The organism is Erythrobacter sp. SN021 (assembly GCF_021864455.1).
On the sequence record NZ_JAKKUW010000001.1, the window covers coordinates 195,641 to 215,178 of the forward strand.

General features: G+C 62.8%; 17 protein-coding genes. 7 read left to right on the forward strand and 10 right to left on the reverse strand.

What is annotated here, in order from left to right:
• Window positions 1–10: 10 nt before the first annotated feature.
• The 9 genes from L5849_RS00920 to L5849_RS00960 all read right to left on the reverse strand — a co-directional run bounded on the left by L5849_RS00920 (window position 11) and on the right by L5849_RS00960 (window position 8,162).
• Window positions 11–808, reverse strand: coding sequence for a DUF1206 domain-containing protein (locus tag L5849_RS00920; protein WP_115416719.1), 798 nt, complete (start codon window positions 806–808; stop codon window positions 11–13).
• Window positions 809–871: 63 nt separating this feature from the next.
• Complete coding sequence (locus L5849_RS00925; RefSeq protein WP_236923932.1) at window positions 872–2,140, reverse strand: ectonucleotide pyrophosphatase/phosphodiesterase; 1,269 nt, start codon at window positions 2,138–2,140, stop codon at window positions 872–874.
• A 10-nt stretch (window positions 2,141–2,150) separates the two neighbouring features.
• Window positions 2,151–3,251: a redox-regulated ATPase YchF gene (gene ychF / locus L5849_RS00930; RefSeq protein ID WP_236923933.1), complete on the reverse strand. Its 1,101-nt coding sequence runs from the start codon at window positions 3,249–3,251 to the stop codon at window positions 2,151–2,153.
• 80 nt (window positions 3,252–3,331) lie between these two features.
• Window positions 3,332–4,327 (reverse strand): SDR family oxidoreductase, encoded by a 996-nt coding sequence (locus L5849_RS00935; protein WP_236923934.1) that lies wholly within the window; start codon window positions 4,325–4,327, stop codon window positions 3,332–3,334.
• Between the two features lie 154 nt (window positions 4,328–4,481).
• The gene (locus L5849_RS15870) at window positions 4,482–4,694 is read right to left on the reverse strand and encodes a PEP-CTERM sorting domain-containing protein (RefSeq protein WP_255703647.1); all 213 of its coding nucleotides are present in this window, start codon (window positions 4,692–4,694) and stop codon (window positions 4,482–4,484) included.
• Window positions 4,695–4,811: 117 nt separating this feature from the next.
• Window positions 4,812–5,375, reverse strand: a complete 564-nt coding sequence (pth, locus tag L5849_RS00945; RefSeq protein ID WP_236923935.1) for an aminoacyl-tRNA hydrolase — start codon at window positions 5,373–5,375, stop codon at window positions 4,812–4,814.
• Between the two features lie 87 nt (window positions 5,376–5,462).
• Complete coding sequence (locus L5849_RS00950; protein ID WP_115416723.1) at window positions 5,463–6,143, reverse strand: 50S ribosomal protein L25/general stress protein Ctc; 681 nt, start codon at window positions 6,141–6,143, stop codon at window positions 5,463–5,465.
• A gap of 134 nt (window positions 6,144–6,277) precedes the next feature.
• A complete protein-coding gene (locus L5849_RS00955) occupies window positions 6,278–7,165 on the reverse strand; it encodes a TraB/GumN family protein (RefSeq protein ID WP_162814928.1) in 888 nt (295 codons plus the stop codon).
• A 67-nt stretch (window positions 7,166–7,232) separates the two neighbouring features.
• Window positions 7,233–8,162 (reverse strand): TraB/GumN family protein, encoded by a 930-nt coding sequence (locus L5849_RS00960; protein WP_236923936.1) that lies wholly within the window; start codon window positions 8,160–8,162, stop codon window positions 7,233–7,235.
• A gap of 142 nt (window positions 8,163–8,304) precedes the next feature.
• On the opposite strand from L5849_RS00960, the gene L5849_RS00965 reads away from it, so the two are divergent.
• From L5849_RS00965 to ppdK, 3 genes are all read left to right on the forward strand, one after another.
• Window positions 8,305–9,240, forward strand: coding sequence for a glycine--tRNA ligase subunit alpha (locus tag L5849_RS00965; protein ID WP_115417887.1), 936 nt, complete (start codon window positions 8,305–8,307; stop codon window positions 9,238–9,240).
• On the forward strand, window positions 9,237–11,771 hold the full coding sequence (gene glyS, locus L5849_RS00970) for a glycine--tRNA ligase subunit beta (protein ID WP_236923937.1): 2,535 nt from the start codon (window positions 9,237–9,239) through the stop codon (window positions 11,769–11,771). The genes L5849_RS00965 and glyS overlap by 4 nt, the downstream gene beginning before the upstream one ends.
• Before the next feature lie 162 nt (window positions 11,772–11,933).
• A complete protein-coding gene (ppdK, locus tag L5849_RS00975; RefSeq protein WP_236923939.1) occupies window positions 11,934–14,600 on the forward strand; it encodes a pyruvate, phosphate dikinase in 2,667 nt (888 codons plus the stop codon).
• A gap of 67 nt (window positions 14,601–14,667) precedes the next feature.
• On the opposite strand, the gene L5849_RS00980 is transcribed toward ppdK, so the two are convergent.
• Window positions 14,668–15,426 carry a class I SAM-dependent methyltransferase gene (locus tag L5849_RS00980; RefSeq protein ID WP_236923941.1) on the reverse strand — a complete coding sequence of 253 codons (759 nt, stop codon included), beginning with the start codon at window positions 15,424–15,426 and terminating at the stop codon, window positions 14,668–14,670.
• Between the two features lie 55 nt (window positions 15,427–15,481).
• Here L5849_RS00980 and L5849_RS00985 point away from each other — a divergent pair, with 55 nt between their 5' ends.
• The 4 genes from L5849_RS00985 to L5849_RS01000 all read left to right on the forward strand — a co-directional run bounded on the left by L5849_RS00985 (window position 15,482) and on the right by L5849_RS01000 (window position 19,329).
• Window positions 15,482–16,234: a ComF family protein gene (locus L5849_RS00985; RefSeq protein ID WP_115416727.1), complete on the forward strand. Its 753-nt coding sequence runs from the start codon at window positions 15,482–15,484 to the stop codon at window positions 16,232–16,234.
• A 371-nt stretch (window positions 16,235–16,605) separates the two neighbouring features.
• Complete coding sequence (gene hisI / locus L5849_RS00990; RefSeq protein ID WP_234041393.1) at window positions 16,606–16,977, forward strand: phosphoribosyl-AMP cyclohydrolase; 372 nt, start codon at window positions 16,606–16,608, stop codon at window positions 16,975–16,977.
• Between the two features lie 32 nt (window positions 16,978–17,009).
• Window positions 17,010–17,468 (forward strand): MerR family DNA-binding transcriptional regulator, encoded by a 459-nt coding sequence (locus tag L5849_RS00995; protein ID WP_115416729.1) that lies wholly within the window; start codon window positions 17,010–17,012, stop codon window positions 17,466–17,468.
• 55 nt (window positions 17,469–17,523) lie between these two features.
• Window positions 17,524–19,329 carry an acyl-CoA dehydrogenase C-terminal domain-containing protein gene (locus tag L5849_RS01000; protein ID WP_236923944.1) on the forward strand — a complete coding sequence of 602 codons (1,806 nt, stop codon included), beginning with the start codon at window positions 17,524–17,526 and terminating at the stop codon, window positions 19,327–19,329.
• Window positions 19,330–19,538: the final 209 nt, after the last annotated feature.

Here is a 19,538-nt window from a genome sequence, read left to right on the forward strand (position 1 = left end):
ATAAATCAAGTCAAGCGCGAAATTGCGGAACCCGACCGTCGGAGCCCATGTCCGGAATAATCCTGTAGCGCGACAGCACGAGGCTGAAGAGACCGAATGCGAGCAGTCCGATGGCAACCAGAGTGAAGATCACGCCTTCTCCGGCCAAGCTGGCGACGGCATCGCCCAGCGTTTTGATCTGACCGGCCGAGCCAGACAGAAAGCCGGCCTTGAACAACGACCAGCCAATCACGAGGAACACCACTGCCCTGGCGACATAGCCGATGCCCCCTATCATCCGTGTCTGAGAAGGGGCCGCGCCACTGATACGGTTCATGAAGCTGCCCGTGAGCCCCTTCTTCGCCTGAAATACGGCAGTGACGAAAAAGGCAACTCCCAGGAGGCCCAGCAATGCGCCGCCGAATTCCATCGAGAGAACGCCCGAAGCCGCATCCTGTGCGCCGCTACCGCTGTCGCTGCCGGAGGTGGCGAATTTATACGCGGAATAGGCCAGTGCCAGGTGGCCGATGGCGCTGCCCGCGTGCCCGATACGATGAGCCCAGCCGGTGGTGTCGCTGCCGTGATTTTCGATATCGAAGAAGGTCGAGGCAAATCGAAACAGGGCATAGGCGAACAATCCCACGACCATCAGCCAGAGAATCGCGGTGCCGAGCGGGAATTCGTGGATCGCCTCGAAAATGCCGTTGGTGCCTTGGCCGATCTTGCCTGCACTGGTGAGCGCGATGAGGCCGAGAACCGAATAGAGAATGGCGCGGCTGAAATAGCCGACGCGCACCAACGTACTGAACTTTTCCGATTTATCGACCACGGTCGTCTCCCCGTTGAACTTTGAATGGCAACGGGGAGGGAGCGCGCTCGTTCCGGTCGACCCCTAATTTTGCGCCGCGAGCGCCGGTGCGACATCCGCCAAATCGCCGTCCGCGCGGCTTGCCTGAGGAAGCCCGACCAGATGGCGCAGCAGCGGCGCGACCGCAGTGTTCTGGAACGGTGCCAAGGTTGCCCCCCTGCGGAATGCGGGACCGTGTGCGATGAACAGCGCGGCCATTTCCGGCGAGAAGGGATCATAGCCATGGTTTCCGCCGCTCCAGCTTGTACCGGAAGCGGTGGCCGAAATCGTCCAGCCGGTTTCGGGCAGGCAGAAATAAGACGGGATCCGGTCGTGCGTCCCATATTGATAGCGGGCCGGGATCTCGCCCTTGCGCCAACATTCCATCCGATCGTGTTCGCGTAGAAGCGCGGCTTCCAGCGCCGCTCTGTTACCTTCGGTCGGCTCGAAGGTCGCATAGGCGCCGCCTTCGACCAGACGATAGAGCGAGGGGTCGACGATATCGGCAAGCACGATCGTCTTGTCGGAACCCGTCGCGGCCATGCCATGATCGGAGACGATCACCAGATTGGCGGGCTGGCCGAGCGTTTCGAGACCGGCAACGAGATCGCGGATATGGCTGTCGATATCGCGCAGGGCGGTGTCGATCTGTTCGCTCTCCGGCCCCCCGCCATGGCCGGCGCTGTCGACGGTGTCGAAATAGAGCGTCACGAATTCCGGCCGGATATCGGCGGGGCGCCGCAACCAGTCGAGCACCGAATTGACCCGCTGGGTGTTCGATACCTGCATGCTGAAGGCCTGCCAGTCGCTCGCCATGATGCCGTCGGCGACTGGTCCGTAGCGTACGGCGGTGCCGCCCCAGGGCACGGCCGAGCCGGGCCAGAACATGGCCGCGCTGCGAATGCCTGCCTCTTCGGCCTCAACCCAGACGGGCTTCGCTTCGCTCCACCAATAGGGATCGACCGTGGCCATGGTGAAGGGGGCTTCCGGCCTTCCGGTATCTTCCATCCGGTTGGCGGTGATGCCGTGATGGTCGGGCACCAGCCCAGTTACCAGCGTCCAATGGTTGGGAAAGGTCTTGGTAGGGAAGGACGGGCGCATCGCGGCGCTTGCCCCTTCCGCCGCGAGACGGGAGAGGGTGGGGGTCAATCCGCGTTCGAGATAGTCCGGGTGGAACCCGTCGATCGATACGAGAAGGGTAACGGGATCGCGCTGTTCGACCGGAGCGCTGGCGATCGGCGGTTCGGCATAGGTAGCGCACCCGACGAGAACGCTGGCAAGGCCAAGGGCGAGAGCAGCGGCGATCCGGTTCATGGGGGTGTCCTCAGACGTTGAATTTGAACAGCATCACATCGCCATCCTGGACGAGGTAATCCTTGCCCTCCTGCCGCAGCTTGCCCGCTTCGCGCGCACCGCCTTCACCGCCGAGAGCGATGTAATCATCGAAGGCAATTGTTTCAGCTCGAATAAAGCCACGCTCGAAATCGGTGTGAATTTCGCCAGCGGCCTGCGGTGCCTTGGCGCCAACGGGGAAGGTCCAGGCGCGCGCTTCCTTCGGACCGGCAGTGAAGAAGGTCTGCAGGCCGAGCAGTTTGTAGCCAGCCCGGATCACGCGGCTCAGGCCGCTTTCGTCGAGGCCGAGCTCGGAGAGGAATTCCCCCCGGTCTTCGGCCGGCATGGCGACCAGTTCGGCTTCGATAGCGGCGGAAACGACGACAGCCTCCGCGCCTTCGGCGGCAGCCTTGGCGAAGACCTGTTCGGACAGCGCGTTGCCGGTAGCCGCGTCTTCTTCGGCTACATTGCAGACATAGAGCACGGGTTTGGCGGTAAGCAGTTGCGCCTGGCGGAACACGCGGGCCTCTTCCTCGTCCTTCGGCTCGGTGAGGCGGGCGGGCTTGCCGTCCTTGAGCAGGTCCAGCGCCTGCCCGAGAACCGATGCCATCAGCTTGGCTTCCTTGTCGCCGCCGGTGGCCCGCTTGGCCGCGGCGGGGACGCGTTTTTCAAGGCTTTCCAGATCGGCGAGCAGCAATTCGGTTTCGACCACTTCGGCATCGGCCAGCGGATCGACCTTATTGGCGACGTGCTGGATGTCGTCATCCTCGAAGCAGCGTAGCACGTGGACGATCGCATCGACTTCGCGGATATTGCCGAGGAACTGGTTGCCGAGGCCTTCGCCCTGGCTCGCGCCTTTTACCAGACCGGCGATATCGACGAACGCAAGCTGCGTCGGGATCACCTTGGCCGATCCGGCAATGGCGGCGATCTTGTCGAGCCGTTCGTCGGGGACGGCAACCTGGCCGACATTCGGCTCGATCGTGCAGAAGGGATAGTTCGCGGCCTGCGCGGCCTGCGTTTCGGTCAATGCATTGAAAAGGGTGGACTTGCCGACATTCGGCAGGCCGACGATCCCGCAACGGAAACCCATTAGAAACTCCGGAAAAAGTGTGTGGCGCGCGCCTTAGCCGCCCCCTTCACGAATTGCCAGAGCGTGAGACGTCCCCCGCGTCAGACATTGTGCACGGCCCGGATCATCGGGCCGTAGGGCGACTCGCCAAGCCAGCCCACCTGCACACTTGCGCTGACTTCGTTGATCGGGACTTGCGGTTTGGGGCCTGGGTGAACGGGTTTGCGCAGCGGGCGTGTGCCGGGCGGCATCGCAATGATCGCGGCGATGGCATTGGGCACGTCCATCGGATCGGTCGATCCGCCGCCGCCACCGCGCCCGCGCAATTGGTCGATCATCGCCGGATACCCCGCGAGGTGCGTTTCGTCGGCGCGGTCGAGCAGGGCAATCGTCAGGCGATTGGCATTCTCCCAGATCTTGGTCGGATAACCGCCCGGCTCGATGATCGTCACGTCGATGCCATGCGGCACCAGCTCATAGGCCATCTGCTCGCTCATCGCCTCTAGCGCGAATTTGGTGGGCGAATATTGACCATATCCCGGCACGATGACGCGTCCGAGCTGCGAGGTCACATTGACAATCTGCCCCGCTTTGCGTGCCCGCATCGCGGGGAGGGCTGCGCGGGCGAGCCGGTGCGGGCCATAGACATTGGTATCGAACAGCGAGTGCGTGGCCTGCATGTCCTGGATTTCGATCGGTCCGGCGGTGGAAATACCCGCATTGTTGACCAGGACATCGAGCGCGCCACCCGCGATACGTTCGGCTTCGGCAACGCCCGCGGCAACCTGGGCATCGTCCGTGACGTCGATCTCGATCACATGGAGATCGAGGCTTTCCGCAGCGGCCAGTGCGCGCAATTCGTCGGCTTCGGGACGAGGCAGGTTGCGCATGGTAGCGAAGACCCTGGCGCCCTTGCGCGCGAAGTCTTCCGCCATCAACCGCCCGAAACCGGACGAGCATCCGGTAATCAAGATCGCTTTGCCCGTCAGTATCGGTGCGGTGTCGAGCTGGTCGGTCTGGGCCAGCGACGCGGTCGCGGCCAGGGCACCGGTGGCGGCGGCTCCGGCAAGCAGGGTGCGGCGGGTGAGATCGGGCATCGTTCGTCTCCTCTCGCGCGCATGATGCCCCGTGGCGGAGGAAATGGCCAGCGGTTCGGGCCTAGTGCGTTCTTCTTTCGAACGACGATCGGCGCCGCTAGCAAGGGTGTGTTTCCCGGTGCTGGCGGCGCTTATGCGCTAATTCTTCTACGCGTTAATTCTTCTGTTTACGCTTCTTGCGGCGATACAGGGCAACCGCTGCGCCGTATCCCGCAACGCCGGTTCCCATCATTGCAAGAGCGCCGGGTTCGGGTACGGAAGTGCCTCCGCCTCCGCCGGGTTCGCTTGGCGGCTTTGTAAGAGCAGCGGCCGGTGTAGCCGCCGCCAGTAACGAAGCGCAAACGAGTGCAATCTGGCAAACACGCATTCTTGAATTCTCCGTGGTCAGGAAAGACCGGCTATCGCACTATGGTATCCGACGCACTGGCCGTATCCAGACTGTTTCTTGGTGGGACAGTTACGACGCAAGTGGTGAACAAGCTCCTTACATCCGCAGGGCAAGCTCGCTCATGAAACGGGGATCGTCGTCTTTTGCCAGCCATTCGGCCTCCGCCGCGATAGCTCCCAGCATTGCGGCCAGCGGGTCCATCTCCGACTTCGCATAATTGCCCAGAACGTGACCATGCACGCGCTCTTTCGAGCCTGGATGTCCGATGCCTATCCGGACGCGGCGGAAATCGGGGCCGAGATGCTGGTTGATCGAACGCAGTCCGTTATGACCGGCAAGGCCGCCACCCCGGCGAACCTTCACCTTGAAGGGCGCCAGGTCGAGCTCGTCATGGAAGACGGTCAGCGCATCGGGTTGGAGCTTGTAGAACCGCAGCGCCTCACCGACCGCACGGCCGCTTTCGTTCATGAAGGTCGCCGGTTTGAGAAGCAGTATCTTCTCGTGCCCGATCCGCCCTTCCTGCACCCAACCCGAGAACTTCTTCTGCACCGGGCCGAATCCGTATGTTTCCGCGATGACGTCCACCGCCATGAAGCCGACATTGTGCCGGTGAAGCGCGTATTTGGGTCCGGGGTTTCCGAGGCCTGTCCAGATCTGCATGCGCGCCCCTTAGCTTCGCTGTTCCCAAAAGCAAAACGCCGGCCCCTTGCGGGACCGGCGCTTCGATTGCGATACCGGAAGTGCGGATCAGTCGTCGGACTGGTCGGCTTCGCCTTCGACGGTTTCGGCGTTCTGTTCGGTGACTTCGGTTTCTTGGACCTCGTCGCCTTCCTGCGTGGTGTCGCCTTCGGCCTTCTTGAGCGCCGAGGGAGCGACCAGCGTGGCGATGGTGAAGTCGCGATCGGTGATCGCGCTTTCGCTGCCCTCGGGCAGGGTCACTTCGCTGATATGGATCGAATCGCCAACTTCCTTGCCGGTGACATCGATTTCGATCTCGCCGGGGATCTTGTCGTTTTCGCAAACCAGTTCGAGTTCGTGACGGACCACGTTGAGAACGCCGCCCTTCTTGAGGCCCGGGCTGGCTTCTTCGTTGAGGAATACGACAGGAACCGAGACTTCGATCTTGCCGCCCTTTGCGAGACGGAAGAAGTCGACGTGTTCGGGACGATCGTTGACGGGGTGGAGCGACACATCCTTGGGAAGCGTCTTGATCTTCTTGCCACCGAGCTCGATCTCGACGATCGAGTTCATGAAGTGGCCGGTGCCGAGCTGGCGGACCAGTTCCTTCGCTTCCACGTGGATCATCGTGGGTTCTTCCTTGCCGCCATAAATCACGGCGGGGACGCGGCCTTCGCGACGCAGTGCACGGGAGGCTCCCTTGCCAGCCCGTTCGCGCGTCTCGGCCGGCAGGGTCAGAGCATCGCTCATGTCGCTTACCTTTCGAAATACGTTTGGTTACATGTTCGGTCCACCACGCCTCCAGGGATGACCATGGTGCCGAAGGGCGCGCGCTTAGCAGGGCGTGCGTGAAAAGCAAGCGCGAAGGTGCGGGGCAGGGCGCCCTATTCGATCCGGCGGACCGTATATCCACGGGCTTCGAGCAGGGCGGGCAAACCATGATCGCCCAGCAGGTGCCCGGCGCCGACCGCGATCAGCGGCTTGTCGCGGGCCGAGAGAAGGTTTTCGATCTGCGCCGCCCAATCGGCATTGCGATCGCGCAGCAACACCTGCACCAGTTCGGGGTCGGCCAGAATTCCGCGACGGGTCAATTGCGTAAGCCGTTCGGTATCGCCTTCCAGCCAGGCGTTTGCCAGCGTCCCGATCTCGCCCTGATAATCGCGCGATTCTTCCAGAACCGCATTGAGCAGATCGCGCTGCTCGTCTTCGGGCAAGCTGTCGAAGATCGCAAGCTGGCCGTGTGCGCCCTCCAGTTCGACCACCTCGCGTTTGTCGAATGCGGCAAGCAGGGCGCGATCGGCCCCGTTTTCGGCCTTCGCCGTTTGCGCCACCTGTGCCAGCGCCAGCGCCGCAGCCCAGCTTTCCATGGGATCGAAATAGCCGCGCCGCACCTTGGCCTTGACCAGCAGTTCCTCGAACTCGCCGCGCAGCTCGGGATCGATCCGTTCGGCGATCGGTCCGGCCGGGCGATCATAGGCCATCTGCTCGAACAAGGCGGAAAGCGCCTCGCCATTCTCGAGATTTGCGACCTCCACCACCAGCATGTCGGCCTGGCCCACCACCGTATCGAGCCGTTCGGAGCGCCATCGGGTGCCATCGGGCAGGGCGTGGATCGTGCCGAACATCCAGCCTTCGGTAGCGCCATTCCCGTCGGCAATTTCCCACAAAGCGGGATAAGGTCCTTCGGGCTTGGCGGTATCCGCCTGCTTGCCGCACGCGGCCAGCAGGAACGTCAGGGCCGCAGTCAGGCCGAGGAGAAAGCGCGAGGTCATGCTGTTCGAGTGCATGGTTCGGTGGCGCTGGCAAGCCTGCAATGACGCCTGACCGGACATGGGACGGTTACTGTACCCGCGTCACGGTCAGTCCGCTGCCGGTGAGATAATCCTGCACACTGTCCTGACCGGCAAGGTGGCCTGCGCCGACCGCGATGAACACGGTGCCGGGCCGATCGAGCCGCTCGTCGATCCACTCTGCCCAGCGTTTATTGCGCTGATAGAGCAGGGCATCGGCCAGCACCGGATCGGTCAGCCCTTCATTCATGAGCGCCGCCAGACCATCGGCATCGCCTTCGAGCCATTCGGCAACCATCCGGTCCATCATCGGAACGACTTCGTCGATATTGTCCGCCGACGCCATCAGAAAGGCGAGCTGCGATTCGACCGGCAGCGTGTCGAAAAGTTCGATCTGCCACTCCAGCGTCTCCAATGCGCCGCGCGCCGCATCGGCAGGCGCCAGCTCCTCCAGCTTCGTTTCCACACCGCTTTCGGCGGCATAGCCCGCCTGCATTAGCGGAACCACGGCCAGCGTCATGCCCGCGAACCAGGGTTCGAAACGATCGAATGCCGCGGGCGGCAGGCCGAGCCTGGTCAGCGCGATCTCGTAACTCGTCCGATCCGGTTCACTGAGAATATCGCGCAGAGATTCGTCGGCGGGCAGCAAGGCTTTGGCCATGACCATTTGCTGCGATGCCGGGTCTTTCGCGGCACCATCGGGGATTTCGGTCACCAGCTCCTGCGAAGCGGCCAGCGCGCTTTCTATCGGCCCCTGATACCATTCGACGCTTTCGGGAAGCGCATGGACCGTTCCGAAAAGGTAAATCGTGGTGTCCTCGTCGGCGACTTTCCACAGCCCCGGCCCTTTAGCGACAGCCGCTTGCGCCGCGACGGGCGCAGTCGCGACATCGGTTTCGGGATAGGCCGCGCATCCCTGCAGGGCGAGCGTCAGCGGGGCAAGGCAGGCAATGGCCTGGCGGACAGTAGGACGGGTCATGCGCTGCGATTCCTTTTGGATTGGTTTCCCGCGATAGCGAGACGGCGTAGTATTTGCCAAGCCGGATGCTCGAGCGGTGTGTGCTGCTGTCGCCGCGCTGCGGCATTGACCGTGCAATTCGCTTGCGCCATTGCCCCGCGCCATGGACCGCAATCCGCAAAAATCCTTCCAGGACATGATCCTCGCGCTGCACGATTTCTGGGCCGCGCAGGGGTGCCTTATCCTTCAGCCATACGACATGCGCATGGGTGCCGGCACCTTCCATACGGCGACCACCTTGCGCGCGCTCGGCCCCGAGCCGTGGAACGCCGCCTTCGTGCAACCGTGCCGCCGCCCGACCGACGGCCGCTATGGCGAGAACCCGAACCGGCTGCAGCACTATTACCAGTATCAGGTAATCCTCAAGCCGAGCCCGCCGGACATTCAGGACCTCTATCTCAAGAGCCTCGAAGTCATCGGCATCGATCCTTTGAGGCACGATATCCGCTTCGTGGAAGACGACTGGGAAAGCCCGACGCTCGGGGCCTGGGGCCTTGGCTGGGAAGTCTGGTGCGACGGGATGGAAGTGACCCAGTTTACCTATTTCCAGCAAATGGGCGGCTTCGACTGCAAGCCCGTTGCGGGCGAACTGACCTACGGGCTCGAACGCCTCGCCATGTATATTCAGGGCGTCGACAATGTGTACGACCTGAATTTCAACGGGGGCACGTCCTCAAGTAGCGAAGCGGTAGGACGCGAAAGACTCGTGACCTATGGCGACGTGTTCCTCGAAAACGAGAAGCAGATGTCGAAGTGGAACTTCGAGGTCGCCGAGACCGATGCTCTGTTCGACCTGTTCAACAAGGCCGAGGCCGAGTGCAAGAACGCGCTCGCCAACGACGTGCCCATCGCCGCTTACGAGCAGGCGGTGGAGGCGAGCCACATCTTCAACCTGCTGCAGGCGCGCGGTGTGATCAGCGTGCAGGAACGCGCCAGCTATATGGGTCGGGTCCGCGACCTCGCGCGCGGATCGTGCGAAGCGCATATGGAAAAGGAAGCGCCCGTGTGGGCCGAGAAATATCCGGAGTGGTCGAAATGAGCGACTTTCTCCTCGAACTGCGCAGCGAAGAAATCCCCGCCCGCATGCAGGCCGGTGCGCGCGCCGAACTGGAAAAGCTATTCCGCCGCGAAATGGAAGCTGCCGGTGTCACGTCGGGCGACATCACCGTCTGGTCGACCCCGCGCCGTCTTGCGCTGATTGCGCGCGGCCTGCCGGAAGCGACCGAGGCTGTCAGCGAGGAATTGAAGGGTCCGCCGGTCGGCGCGCCCGATGCAGCGCTTGAGGGGTTCTGCCGCAAGGCAGGCGTCGATCGCTCCGATCTCGAAGAGCGCGATGTGAAGGGCAGGGCGACCTACTTCGCCGTCAAGAACATCCCGGGCCGCGTGACGAGGGATTTGCTGGCGGAAGCGATCCCCGCGATCATCCGCGACTTCAGCTGGCCCAAGTCGATGCGCTGGGGTGCTGCCTCGATCAGCACCGAGAGCTTGCGCTGGGTGCGCCCGCTGTCGGGGATCGTCGCGCTGCTGGGCGATGACGTGATCGAATGCGAGGTGCATGGCGTCACCTCCGGCGCGGTCACGTTGGGCCACCGCTTCCACCATTCGGGCGACATCACCATCGGCAATGCCGACGATTACGCGATGAAGCTGCGCGCCGGCCATGTGATCGTCGACCACGAGGAACGGCAGGACCTGATCCGCTCGGGCGCGGCCAAGGTTGCTTCCGAAGCCGGTCTCAAGCTGGTCGAGGACGAAGGGCTGGTGATCGAAAACGCCGGTCTCACCGAATGGCCCGTCCCGCTGCTCGGCCGGTTCGAGGAGGATTTCCTCGAGGTCCCGCCCGAGACGATCCAGCTCACCGCGCGCGTGAACCAGAAGTATTTCGTGTGCGAGGACGACAAGGGCGAACTCGCCAACGCCTTCATCTGCACCGCCAATATCGAAGCGGAAGACGGCGGCGCGCGCGTGGTCGACGGCAACCGCAAGGTCCTCGCCGCCCGCCTGTCCGACGCGCGCTTCTTCTGGGACGTCGACCGCAAGAAAACGCTGGCGGAGCATGCCAGCGGGCTGGAGCGGATCACCTTCCACGAAAAGCTGGGCACGGTCGCCGACAAGGTGGACCGTGTGGCGAAGCTGGCAAGGTGGCTGGTGGAAGAGGGTATCGTCACCGATGCCCCCCTCCCCACGGGGGAGGGGCCGGGGGTGGGGGGTACCACCTCGCAGACGTCGAACACCCATCCCCAACCCCTTCCCTCGAGGGAAGGGGCTTCCTTGGCCGACCTCGCCGAACAGGCCGCCCGCCTCGCCAAGGCCGACCTCGTCACCGAAATGGTCGGCGAGTTTCCCGAACTGCAAGGCCTGATGGGCGGCTACTACGCCCGCGCCGAGGGCCTGCCCGACGAAGTCGCCGACGCGATACGCGATCACTACAAGCCGGTCGGGCAGGGCGATGAAGTGCCGACTGCGCCGGTGACGGTGGCGGTAAGTTTGGCGGACAAGCTGGATACGCTGGCGGGGTTCTTCGCAATCGATGAGAGGCCGAGTGGTTCAAAGGATCCGTTCGCTCTTCGCCGTGCCATCCTTGGCGTTATATCTCTCATTCGATCGTCGGGTCTCCGCGGTTCTACGGAGTCCATGTTTTTGGCGGCGTTTCAGCCGCTTGCTTGGATGGCTCAACTAAGCGTCATCGGCGACAATTTCTTCAAGGACGTTTCGCGTCACGAATACTGGCTAGAGTTGGTCCGTGATCGCGATAAAGTCGTGTTCGATTTCGAGGACTCAAAAAACTTCAAGATCCATGTAGGCTCTCAATTGATCGCAGCTTCAGGAAGCGCGACCCCTGGGATCAAGTCAATTATCGTTCCACAAGAGATAGTTGCTGAAGGACTCAGCGCCCTTTTGATAGACCGCCTCAAGGTCCAGCAGCGCGAAGCGGGCGTCCGCCACGACCTCATCGATGCGGTCTTCGCGCTTGGCGGCGAGGACGATCTCGTCCGCCTGCTCGCCCGGGTGAAGGCGCTCCAGTCCTTCATGGACAGTGAAGACGGCGCAAATCTGCTCGCTGGCTACAAGCGTGCGGCCAACATTCTCAAGAAGGAAGACTGGCTCAAATCCTCTGCCGTCACCCCCGCGCAGGCGGAGCTCCCGCTGCCTTCGGACGCGACCGCAGAAGACAAGCGGGATTCCCGCCTTCGCGGGAATGACGGGGTTGCAGTCGAACATACCGGCGACGAGGACCCGCTGGAAAATGTCGACGACCCGCAAATGCGTGAAATCTATGCCGCAGCCGCCAAGGCGAAACAGCTTTCCTACACGCCCGAACCGGCGGAAAAGGCGCTGATGGATGCTCTGGCGACTTCGGAACCGGAGGCCGCCAAGGCGATCGAGGTGGAAGACTTCTCGGCCGCGATGGCGGCGCTTGCAGGTCTTCGCGCCCCGATCGACCGTTTCTTCGATGAAGTGACGGTAAACGCGGATGAAGAAAACAAGCGGGCACATCGCCTCAACCTGCTTGCAGCCTTTCGTGCTGCAGTGCACAAAGTGGCCGATTTCTCGCGTATCGAGGGTTAGGTCGGCCGTGTTCCGGGTGTAGGGAAGAAAAGTCGGCCGATCTGTCACCCTGGGCACCGAGATGTATGACAAGCACCTGAAAACAGGTGCTTTCTTTTGTTGGAAATAGGGTGACACCCCTGTAACTTCGTGTCACCTACAGGCACCCGGACAGGAGCTTTCATGTCGGAAACAGTCTTCACCTTCGGCGGCGACGCGCCGCATACGAACGCAAGGCAGAAGGACAAGACCGTGACCGGCGGCAAGGGAGCCAATCTGGCCGAAATGGCCAGCATCGGCCTGCCTGTCCCTCCCGGCTTCACCATCGCGACCGAGGAATGCCTCAAATATCTCGCGGGCGGTTCGGACTTTTCGGAGAAGCTGCGCAGCGACGTCGTCGAGGCGCTGAACCATGTCGAGAAGACCGTGGGTAAGGATTTCGGCGATGCCGCCGATCCGTTGCTCGTCTCGGTTCGCTCGGGCGCGGCGGTGTCGATGCCCGGGATGATGGACACCGTGCTCAATCTCGGTCTCAACGACGAGACGGTAGAAGGCCTTGCCAGGACCAGCGGCGACGAACGTTTCGCCTGGGACAGCTATCGCCGCTTTATCCAGATGTATGGCGACGTGGTGCTCGGCGTCGATCACGGCCTGTTCGAGGAAGCGCTCGAAATCGCCAAGGAAGACAATGGCTATTACGCCGATACCGAGCTTTCCGCCGAAGAGTGGAAGGCCCTGGTCGCGCAGTACAAGTCCATCGTCGAGGAAGAGCTGGGCAAGCCGTTTCCGCAGGACCCGGTCGAACAGCTCTGGGGTGCGATCAGCGCCGTGTTCGATAGCTGGGATACCGAACGCGCCAAGATTTATCGCCGCCTAAACGACATACCGCATGACATGGGCACGGCGGTCAATGTGCAGGCGATGGTCTTCGGCAATATGGGCGAAACCAGTGCCACCGGCGTCGCTTTCACGCGCGATCCCTCGACCGGCGAGAAGGCCTATTATGGCGAGTGGCTTGTCAATGCGCAGGGCGAGGATGTGGTCGCGGGCATCCGCACGCCGCAATATCTGACGAAGGCGGCGCGCGAGGCAGCCGGGGCCGACAAGCCGAGCATGGAGGAAGCCATGCCCGAGGCCTTTTCCGAACTGGCGCATCTCTTCGACCTGCTCGAAAAGCACTATCGCGACATGCAGGATATCGAGTTCACCGTGCAGCAGGGCAAGCTGTGGCTGCTGCAGACCCGCAATGGCAAGCGCACCGCCAAGGCGGCGCTCAAGCTGGCGGTCGACATGGTGGATGAAGGGCTGATCGACGAGAAAACCGCGATCCTGCGCGTCGACCCGATGGCGCTGGACCAGTTGCTTCACCCGACGCTCGACCCGGATGCGCCGCGCGATGTGCTGACCACGGGCCTGCCGGCTTCGCCCGGCGCGGCCAGCGGCAAGATCGTGCTCGATGCGGACACGGCGGAGCTATGGGCCAATCGCGGCGAGAAGGTTATCCTAGTCCGCGTTGAAACCAGCCCCGAGGACATTCACGGCATGCACGCCGCGACCGGTATTCTGACCGCACGCGGCGGCATGACCAGCCACGCCGCCGTGGTTGCGCGCGGTATGGGCCGACCCTGTGTTTCGGGCGCCTCGCAGGTCTCGATCGCGCGCGAAGGGCGCACGCTTGCAATCGGCTCGCGCGAATTGAAGGAAGGCGACGTCATCACCATCGATGGCGCCAACGGCCAGGTCATGGCGGGCGAAGTCGCGACCATCGAGCCTGAACTCGCGGGCGATTTCGCCACGCTGATGGAATGGGCCGACCGGCATCGCCGGATGAAGGTCCGCACCAATGCCGAAACCGAGACCGAATGCCGCATGGCGCGTCAGTTCGGCGCCGAAGGCATCGGTCTGTGCCGGACCGAGCACATGTTCTTCGATGCGAGCCGGATCAGTGCGGTGCGCGAGATGATCCTGGCGGATACCGAGGCAGGCCGCCGCGCCGCGCTCGACAAGCTGCTGCCCGAACAGCGCAGCGATTTCGTGACCATTTTCGAAGTCATGGCCGGGCTGCCGTGCACGATCCGCCTGCTCGACCCGCCACTGCACGAGTTCCTGCCGCATGGCGATGCCGAGTTTGAGGATCTCGCCGCGGCCACCGGTGTCGACATCGACAAACTTCGTCGCCGCGCGGGCGAACTGCACGAATTCAACCCCATGCTCGGCCATCGCGGCTGCCGCCTCGGGATCACCTATCCCGAGATATACGAGATGCAGGCGCGTGCGATCTTCGAGGCGGCCTGCCAGGTCGCCAGGGACAGCGGCGAAGCTCCGGTGCCCGAAATCATGATCCCGCTGGTGGCCACGCGGCGCGAGCTGGAGCTGCTCAAGGCAGTGGTCGATCGTGTCGCGGGCGAGGTGTTCGAAGCCTCGGGCTGCAGGCTGGATTACCTCGTCGGCACGATGATCGAATTGCCGCGCGCCGCGCTGATGGCGGGCGAGATTGCCGAAGTGGGCGAGTTCTTCAGCTTCGGCACCAACGATCTCACCCAGACCACGCTCGGCGTAAGCCGCGACGATGCGGGACGGTTCCTGACGACCTATGTCGACAAGGGCATCTTCGCCCGCGACCCCTTCGTCAGCCTCGATATCGACGGGGTGGGGCAGTTGGTCGAACTGGCGGCGGAGCGAGGCAGGGCCACACGCGACGGGCTCAAGCTGGGCATTTGCGGCGAACATGGGGGCGATCCCGCCAGCATCGCTTTCTGCGAGGCGACCGGGCTCGATTACGTCAGCGCCTCGCCCTACCGGGTGCCGATCGCGCGACTGGCAGCGGCACAGGCGAGCCTGAAAGACTGATCCCCGCAAAGCCGGGGGGCTCAGCCCGAAATGCCGAGCTTTTATGGGCTGTAAAAATAGAAAGAAATTAATTTTTCCAGCCTGTTAAGGTCAGTATCTCGAAACTTTCGAGAACCCGACCTTGATCGTTGGCAGTGTCCAGAAACGCTGCCCCCGCACGCGCTTTCGCCGCTTTGTCGAGAGCAGGGGGCGGATTTGCCAAGGCGCTGCCCAGGCCTTGATCGCGCAGGTCCGACACCAGCCGGTCGAGCGAGCCGAAGGAGGCAGTGAGCGTGCGGCTGTCGACCACCTGCCGTTTGAACAGCGCCCGCTGCATCAGCGCGGAAGCCGCCTGATTGTCGACCAGCGGATGCATGCGGGCCGCGGGCCTGTCCGGCTCGGCGGCCAGCATGGCGCGGCGCAGATTGACGAGGCTTCCCGCGCCAAGGAAACTGGCGATCATCATCCCGCCTTCCGCCAGCGCATTGCGCAGGTGGAGCAGCGCGCCGGGAAGATCGTTCACCCGGTCGAGCGAGCACAGGCTGACGATGAGGTCGTAGGACTCGCTCTCGACCGGATGTTCTTCGTCGAGCGTGGCGACGTCATGTTCGGTTACATCCGATCCGCCGCCGCGCAGCGAAAGGGCCAGCGTCCCGGTCCAGTCGCCGATAACCATAACGCGCGTCGGCGACATACGGATGAATTCGAGCCGGTCGAGCACGTCCTCCACCATGTCGTCGAGGATGTAGCGCGCCGCATCGCGCTTGGCCTGCCTCACGCGGGCGCGGCGCAATCCGGCGATCCTTCGGCGGCGTGAGAAAATCTGCGGAGGTACCTGGCTTGCCATCGGGCCACGCCCTGCCGCGCTTGCCAGCCTCGCGCAAGCGGGGCAGCATGCGAATGTGTCGACAAGCCGCCTCCTCGCCGCCAGCTTCGCGCCGCTGCTCGATTTCGTCTATCCGCCCCGCTGCCCTGCCTGTGGCAGTGCGGTCGGCGAGCAGGGGGGGCTGTGTTTCGAATGCTGGGACGAACTGGTCATCCCGTCCGATCCCTGCTGCGAAAGCTGTCAAAGGCCGTTCGGCGATCGCGGCCCCGGCGAAGGCGCGACCTGTGCGGTCTGTCTTGCCCATCCGCCCGTGCATGACGGGATCGCGGCGGCCACGCTCTACACCGAGGTATCGCGCAAGCTGGTGCTGGCCCTCAAGCATGGCCGCCGGATCGCACTCGCACCGATGCTGGCCAGGCTTATCGCCGCGCGACTGCCAGAACCGGATGACAGCCGGGTGATCGTGCCCGTGCCCCTGCACCGTCGCCGGTTGTGGCAGCGCGGCTACAATCAGGCGGTCTTGCTCGGTCGGCAACTGGAAAAAGCCGGGCACGGAACCATGCAGGTCGACGCTCTGCTCCGCACGAAGCCGACACCGAGCCTGGGCGGGCTCGGGCGCAAGGCGCGGGCAAGGGCGCTGTCTGGGGCGATCGGGGTCAATCCCAGGCGCAGGATGGCGATCGCTGGCCGCGATATCCTGCTGGTCGACGATGTGCTCACCAGCGGGGCGACCAGCACGGCCTGCGTCAAGGCGCTCAAGCGAGCCGGCGCCCGGCGGGTGACGATCGCCTGTTTCTCGCGAGTACTCGACGAAGCGCTTGCGAACTAAGATTGCGCGGGAAGTAACCGGCAAACGAAACGCCCGGAACCTTGCGATCCCGGGCGCCACGTGACGAATATTACCGGACCTACCTTGCGGCGGCGGTGCAGCCCCCCAGCATGCACCTCGGTCCATCCCTCATCGTTGTTGGATGCGCCACGTACACCCTCGTTCGCGGCAGCGGATCCATTGACCCCCTGAACCTGGCGCTCTGCGACGCCGCTGCTCCGGTGGGCAGGCCTCACTTGCCTGCAAGGCCGTTTGTTCCTCAAAAAAGGCCTTTATCAAACAGTCATCTACCGATGTTCCCAATTTTGGGTCGACTTTGTGGTTATAATGCAACAAACGCCTTGTTCGGGAACACATCGAAAGGCGCCTTGATGAGCGAAGCGACCGAACGTGAAGCGGGCAGAACCTTTATGCCCAAATTCGACGAGAAGGGGCTGTTGAGCGCGGTCGTCGTCCATCATGAAACGCGCGAGGTGTTGATGGTCGCTTTCATGGATGCCGAGGCTCTGGAGGCCACGCAAGCAACGGGCTTCGCGCATTTCCATTCTCGTTCGCGCGGTAGGCTGTGGAAGAAGGGCGAGACATCCGGAGATGTTCTCGAAGTGCGCGAAATCCTGGTCGATTGCGATCAGGACGCGCTTGTCATGGCGTGCGAGCCGGCAGGCCCGACTTGCCACACCGGAGCGCGCAGTTGTTTCTATCGGCGTCTCGACAAGGGTGTTCTCGAACCCGTCAAGACTTGACGCTTACGTAAACGTGCGATTATGGAAGGGGCATGACACAGCCGCTTCCCAAGGATGTTCCTTCCGAAACGGGCGACCGGCGTCATGCCGGTGCCCATATCGAACGGCCGGACGAACTCGGTCGCGAGCAATATTCGATCTCGGACCTTACTAGCGAGTTCGACTGCACGGCACGAGCCTTGCGCTTTTACGAAGACGAGGGCCTGATCGCGCCGTCGCGGGTCGGCCTGACGCGTATCTATTCCAAACGCGACCGCGCACGGCTTGCATGGATTATGCGCGCCAAGAATGTCGGTTTTTCGTTGACCGAGATTCGCGAGATGATCGATCTTTACGATCTCGGCGATGGTCGCGTGGAGCAGCGTCGCGTCACGATTGAAAAGTGCAAAGCGCATGTCGCCAAGCTCAAGGAACAGCGGGACGATATCGACAGTTCGATCAGTGAACTCACCGAGTTCATCGAACACATCGAAACTCTCGATTTCGACTGATCCCGCCTGCAAGATTTTCACCTAAACTCCCCAAAAAAAATCCAAGGACACGCCGATGCCCATCTATTCAGCGCCCACCCGCGATACCCGCTTCGTCGTCAACGAACTGCTCGATCTCGCCGGCTATGGAAATCTGCCGGGCTTCGAGATGGTCAGCCCCGATGTGACCGACGCGGTCCTGAATGAAGGCGGCAAGTTCTGTGCGGAGGTTCTCGCGCCGCTCAATCAGTCGGGCGATCAGGAGGGATGCGTCCGGCATGACGATGGGTCGGTCACCACCCCCAAAGGCTTCAAGGAAGCATTCGACAAGTTTCGCGAGGCGGGCTGGGGAACGCTGTCGCAGCCGGAAGAATTCGGCGGGCAGGGCATGCCGCACGTGCTGGGTTTCGTGCTGGAAGAATTCATTTCCAGCGCCAACCAGGCTTTCGGCATGTATCCGGGCCTTACGAACGGCGCGGTCTCGGCCCTCATCGCCAAGGGATCGCAGGAGCAGAAGGAGAAATACCTCCCGAAGATGATCTCCAACGAATGGACCGGCACCATGAATCTGACGGAGCCGCATTGCGGCACGGATCTGGGTATGATCCGGACCAAGGCCGAACCGCAGAGCGACGGCAGCTATTCGATAACCGGCACCAAGATCTTCATCTCTGCCGGCGAGCACGACATGAGTGAGAACATCATCCACCTCGTGCTGGCCAAGACACCCGGCGCGCCCGATAGCACCAAGGGCATCTCGCTCTTCGTCGTGCCGAAATTCCTCGTCAACGAAGATGGTTCGGTGGGCGAGCGCAACGGCGTGATGTGCGGCTCGATCGAACACAAGATGGGCATCCACGCGAATTCGACCTGCGTGCTAAACTATGACGGGGCGAAAGGCTGGATGGTCGGCGAGGAGAATAAGGGGCTCGCCGCGATGTTCATTATGATGAATGCCGCGCGCCTCGGCGTCGGGATCCAGGGGCTGAGCCAGGCGGAAGTTGCGTACCAGAACGCGGTTGCCTATGCGCTCGACCGCCGCCAGGGCCGCGCCCTGACCGGCCCGGCCGAACCCGAAGCGCAGGCCGATCCCATTTTCGTCCACCCGGACGTGCGCCGTATGCTGATGGATGCGAAGGCCTTTACCGAAGGAATGCGTGCCCTGTGCCTGTGGGGCGCGTTGCAGGTCGACCTGACCCATAAGGCGCAAACCGAAGAGGAGCGCGCCGAAGCCGACCAGATGATCGGTCTGCTGACTCCGGTCATCAAGGGGTACGGCACCGACAAGGGCTATGAAGTCGCCACCAATATGCAGCAGGTCTTCGGCGGCCACGGCTACATTGAGGAATGGGGCATGAGCCAGTTCGTTCGCGACGCGCGCATCGCCCAGATCTACGAAGGCACCAATGGTGTGCAGGCTATGGACCTGTGCGGCCGCAAACTCGCCAGCAAGGGCGGGGCCGCGATTCAGGCCTTCTTCAAGACGGTCGGTGACGAAATCGCGGCTGCCAAGGGTGACGAGAATCTCGGCGCGATGGCCGAGCAACTCGAAAAGGCGCTCGGACAGCAGCAGGCGGCGACGATGTGGTTCATGAACAATGCGATGCAGAACCCCAACCACCTCGGTGCAGGCGCGCATCACTACATGCATATCATGGGCATCGTAACTCTGGGCTGGATGTGGCTCCGTATGGCCAAGGTCGCGCAGGCCGCTTTGGCGGACGGCACCGAGGACAAGGCGTTCTACGAAGCCAAGCTCGCCACCGCGCGCTATTACATGGATCGCTTCCTGCCCGATGTCGGCGCGCTGCGCCACAAGCTCGAAAGCGGTGCTGACAGCATGATGGCGTTGGGTGAAGACGCGTTCGCCACGGCTGCGTAGTCTTTCGTCGGCTTCAATATCGGATCGGCCCGGGCGGAGACGTCCGGGCTTTTTCGTTTCCGTCCAGGACCTCGCTGAAAAGGCTCCGCAGTTTGCGCATAGAGGCGAAGGCCTCATCGAAGTTGGAGGGAGCTTATGCTCGGTGGTAATTACTGGTCAGGACGGCAAAGTCCGCCTCGGCGAGTTGCCGAGCTCTCGCCTCGACCCTA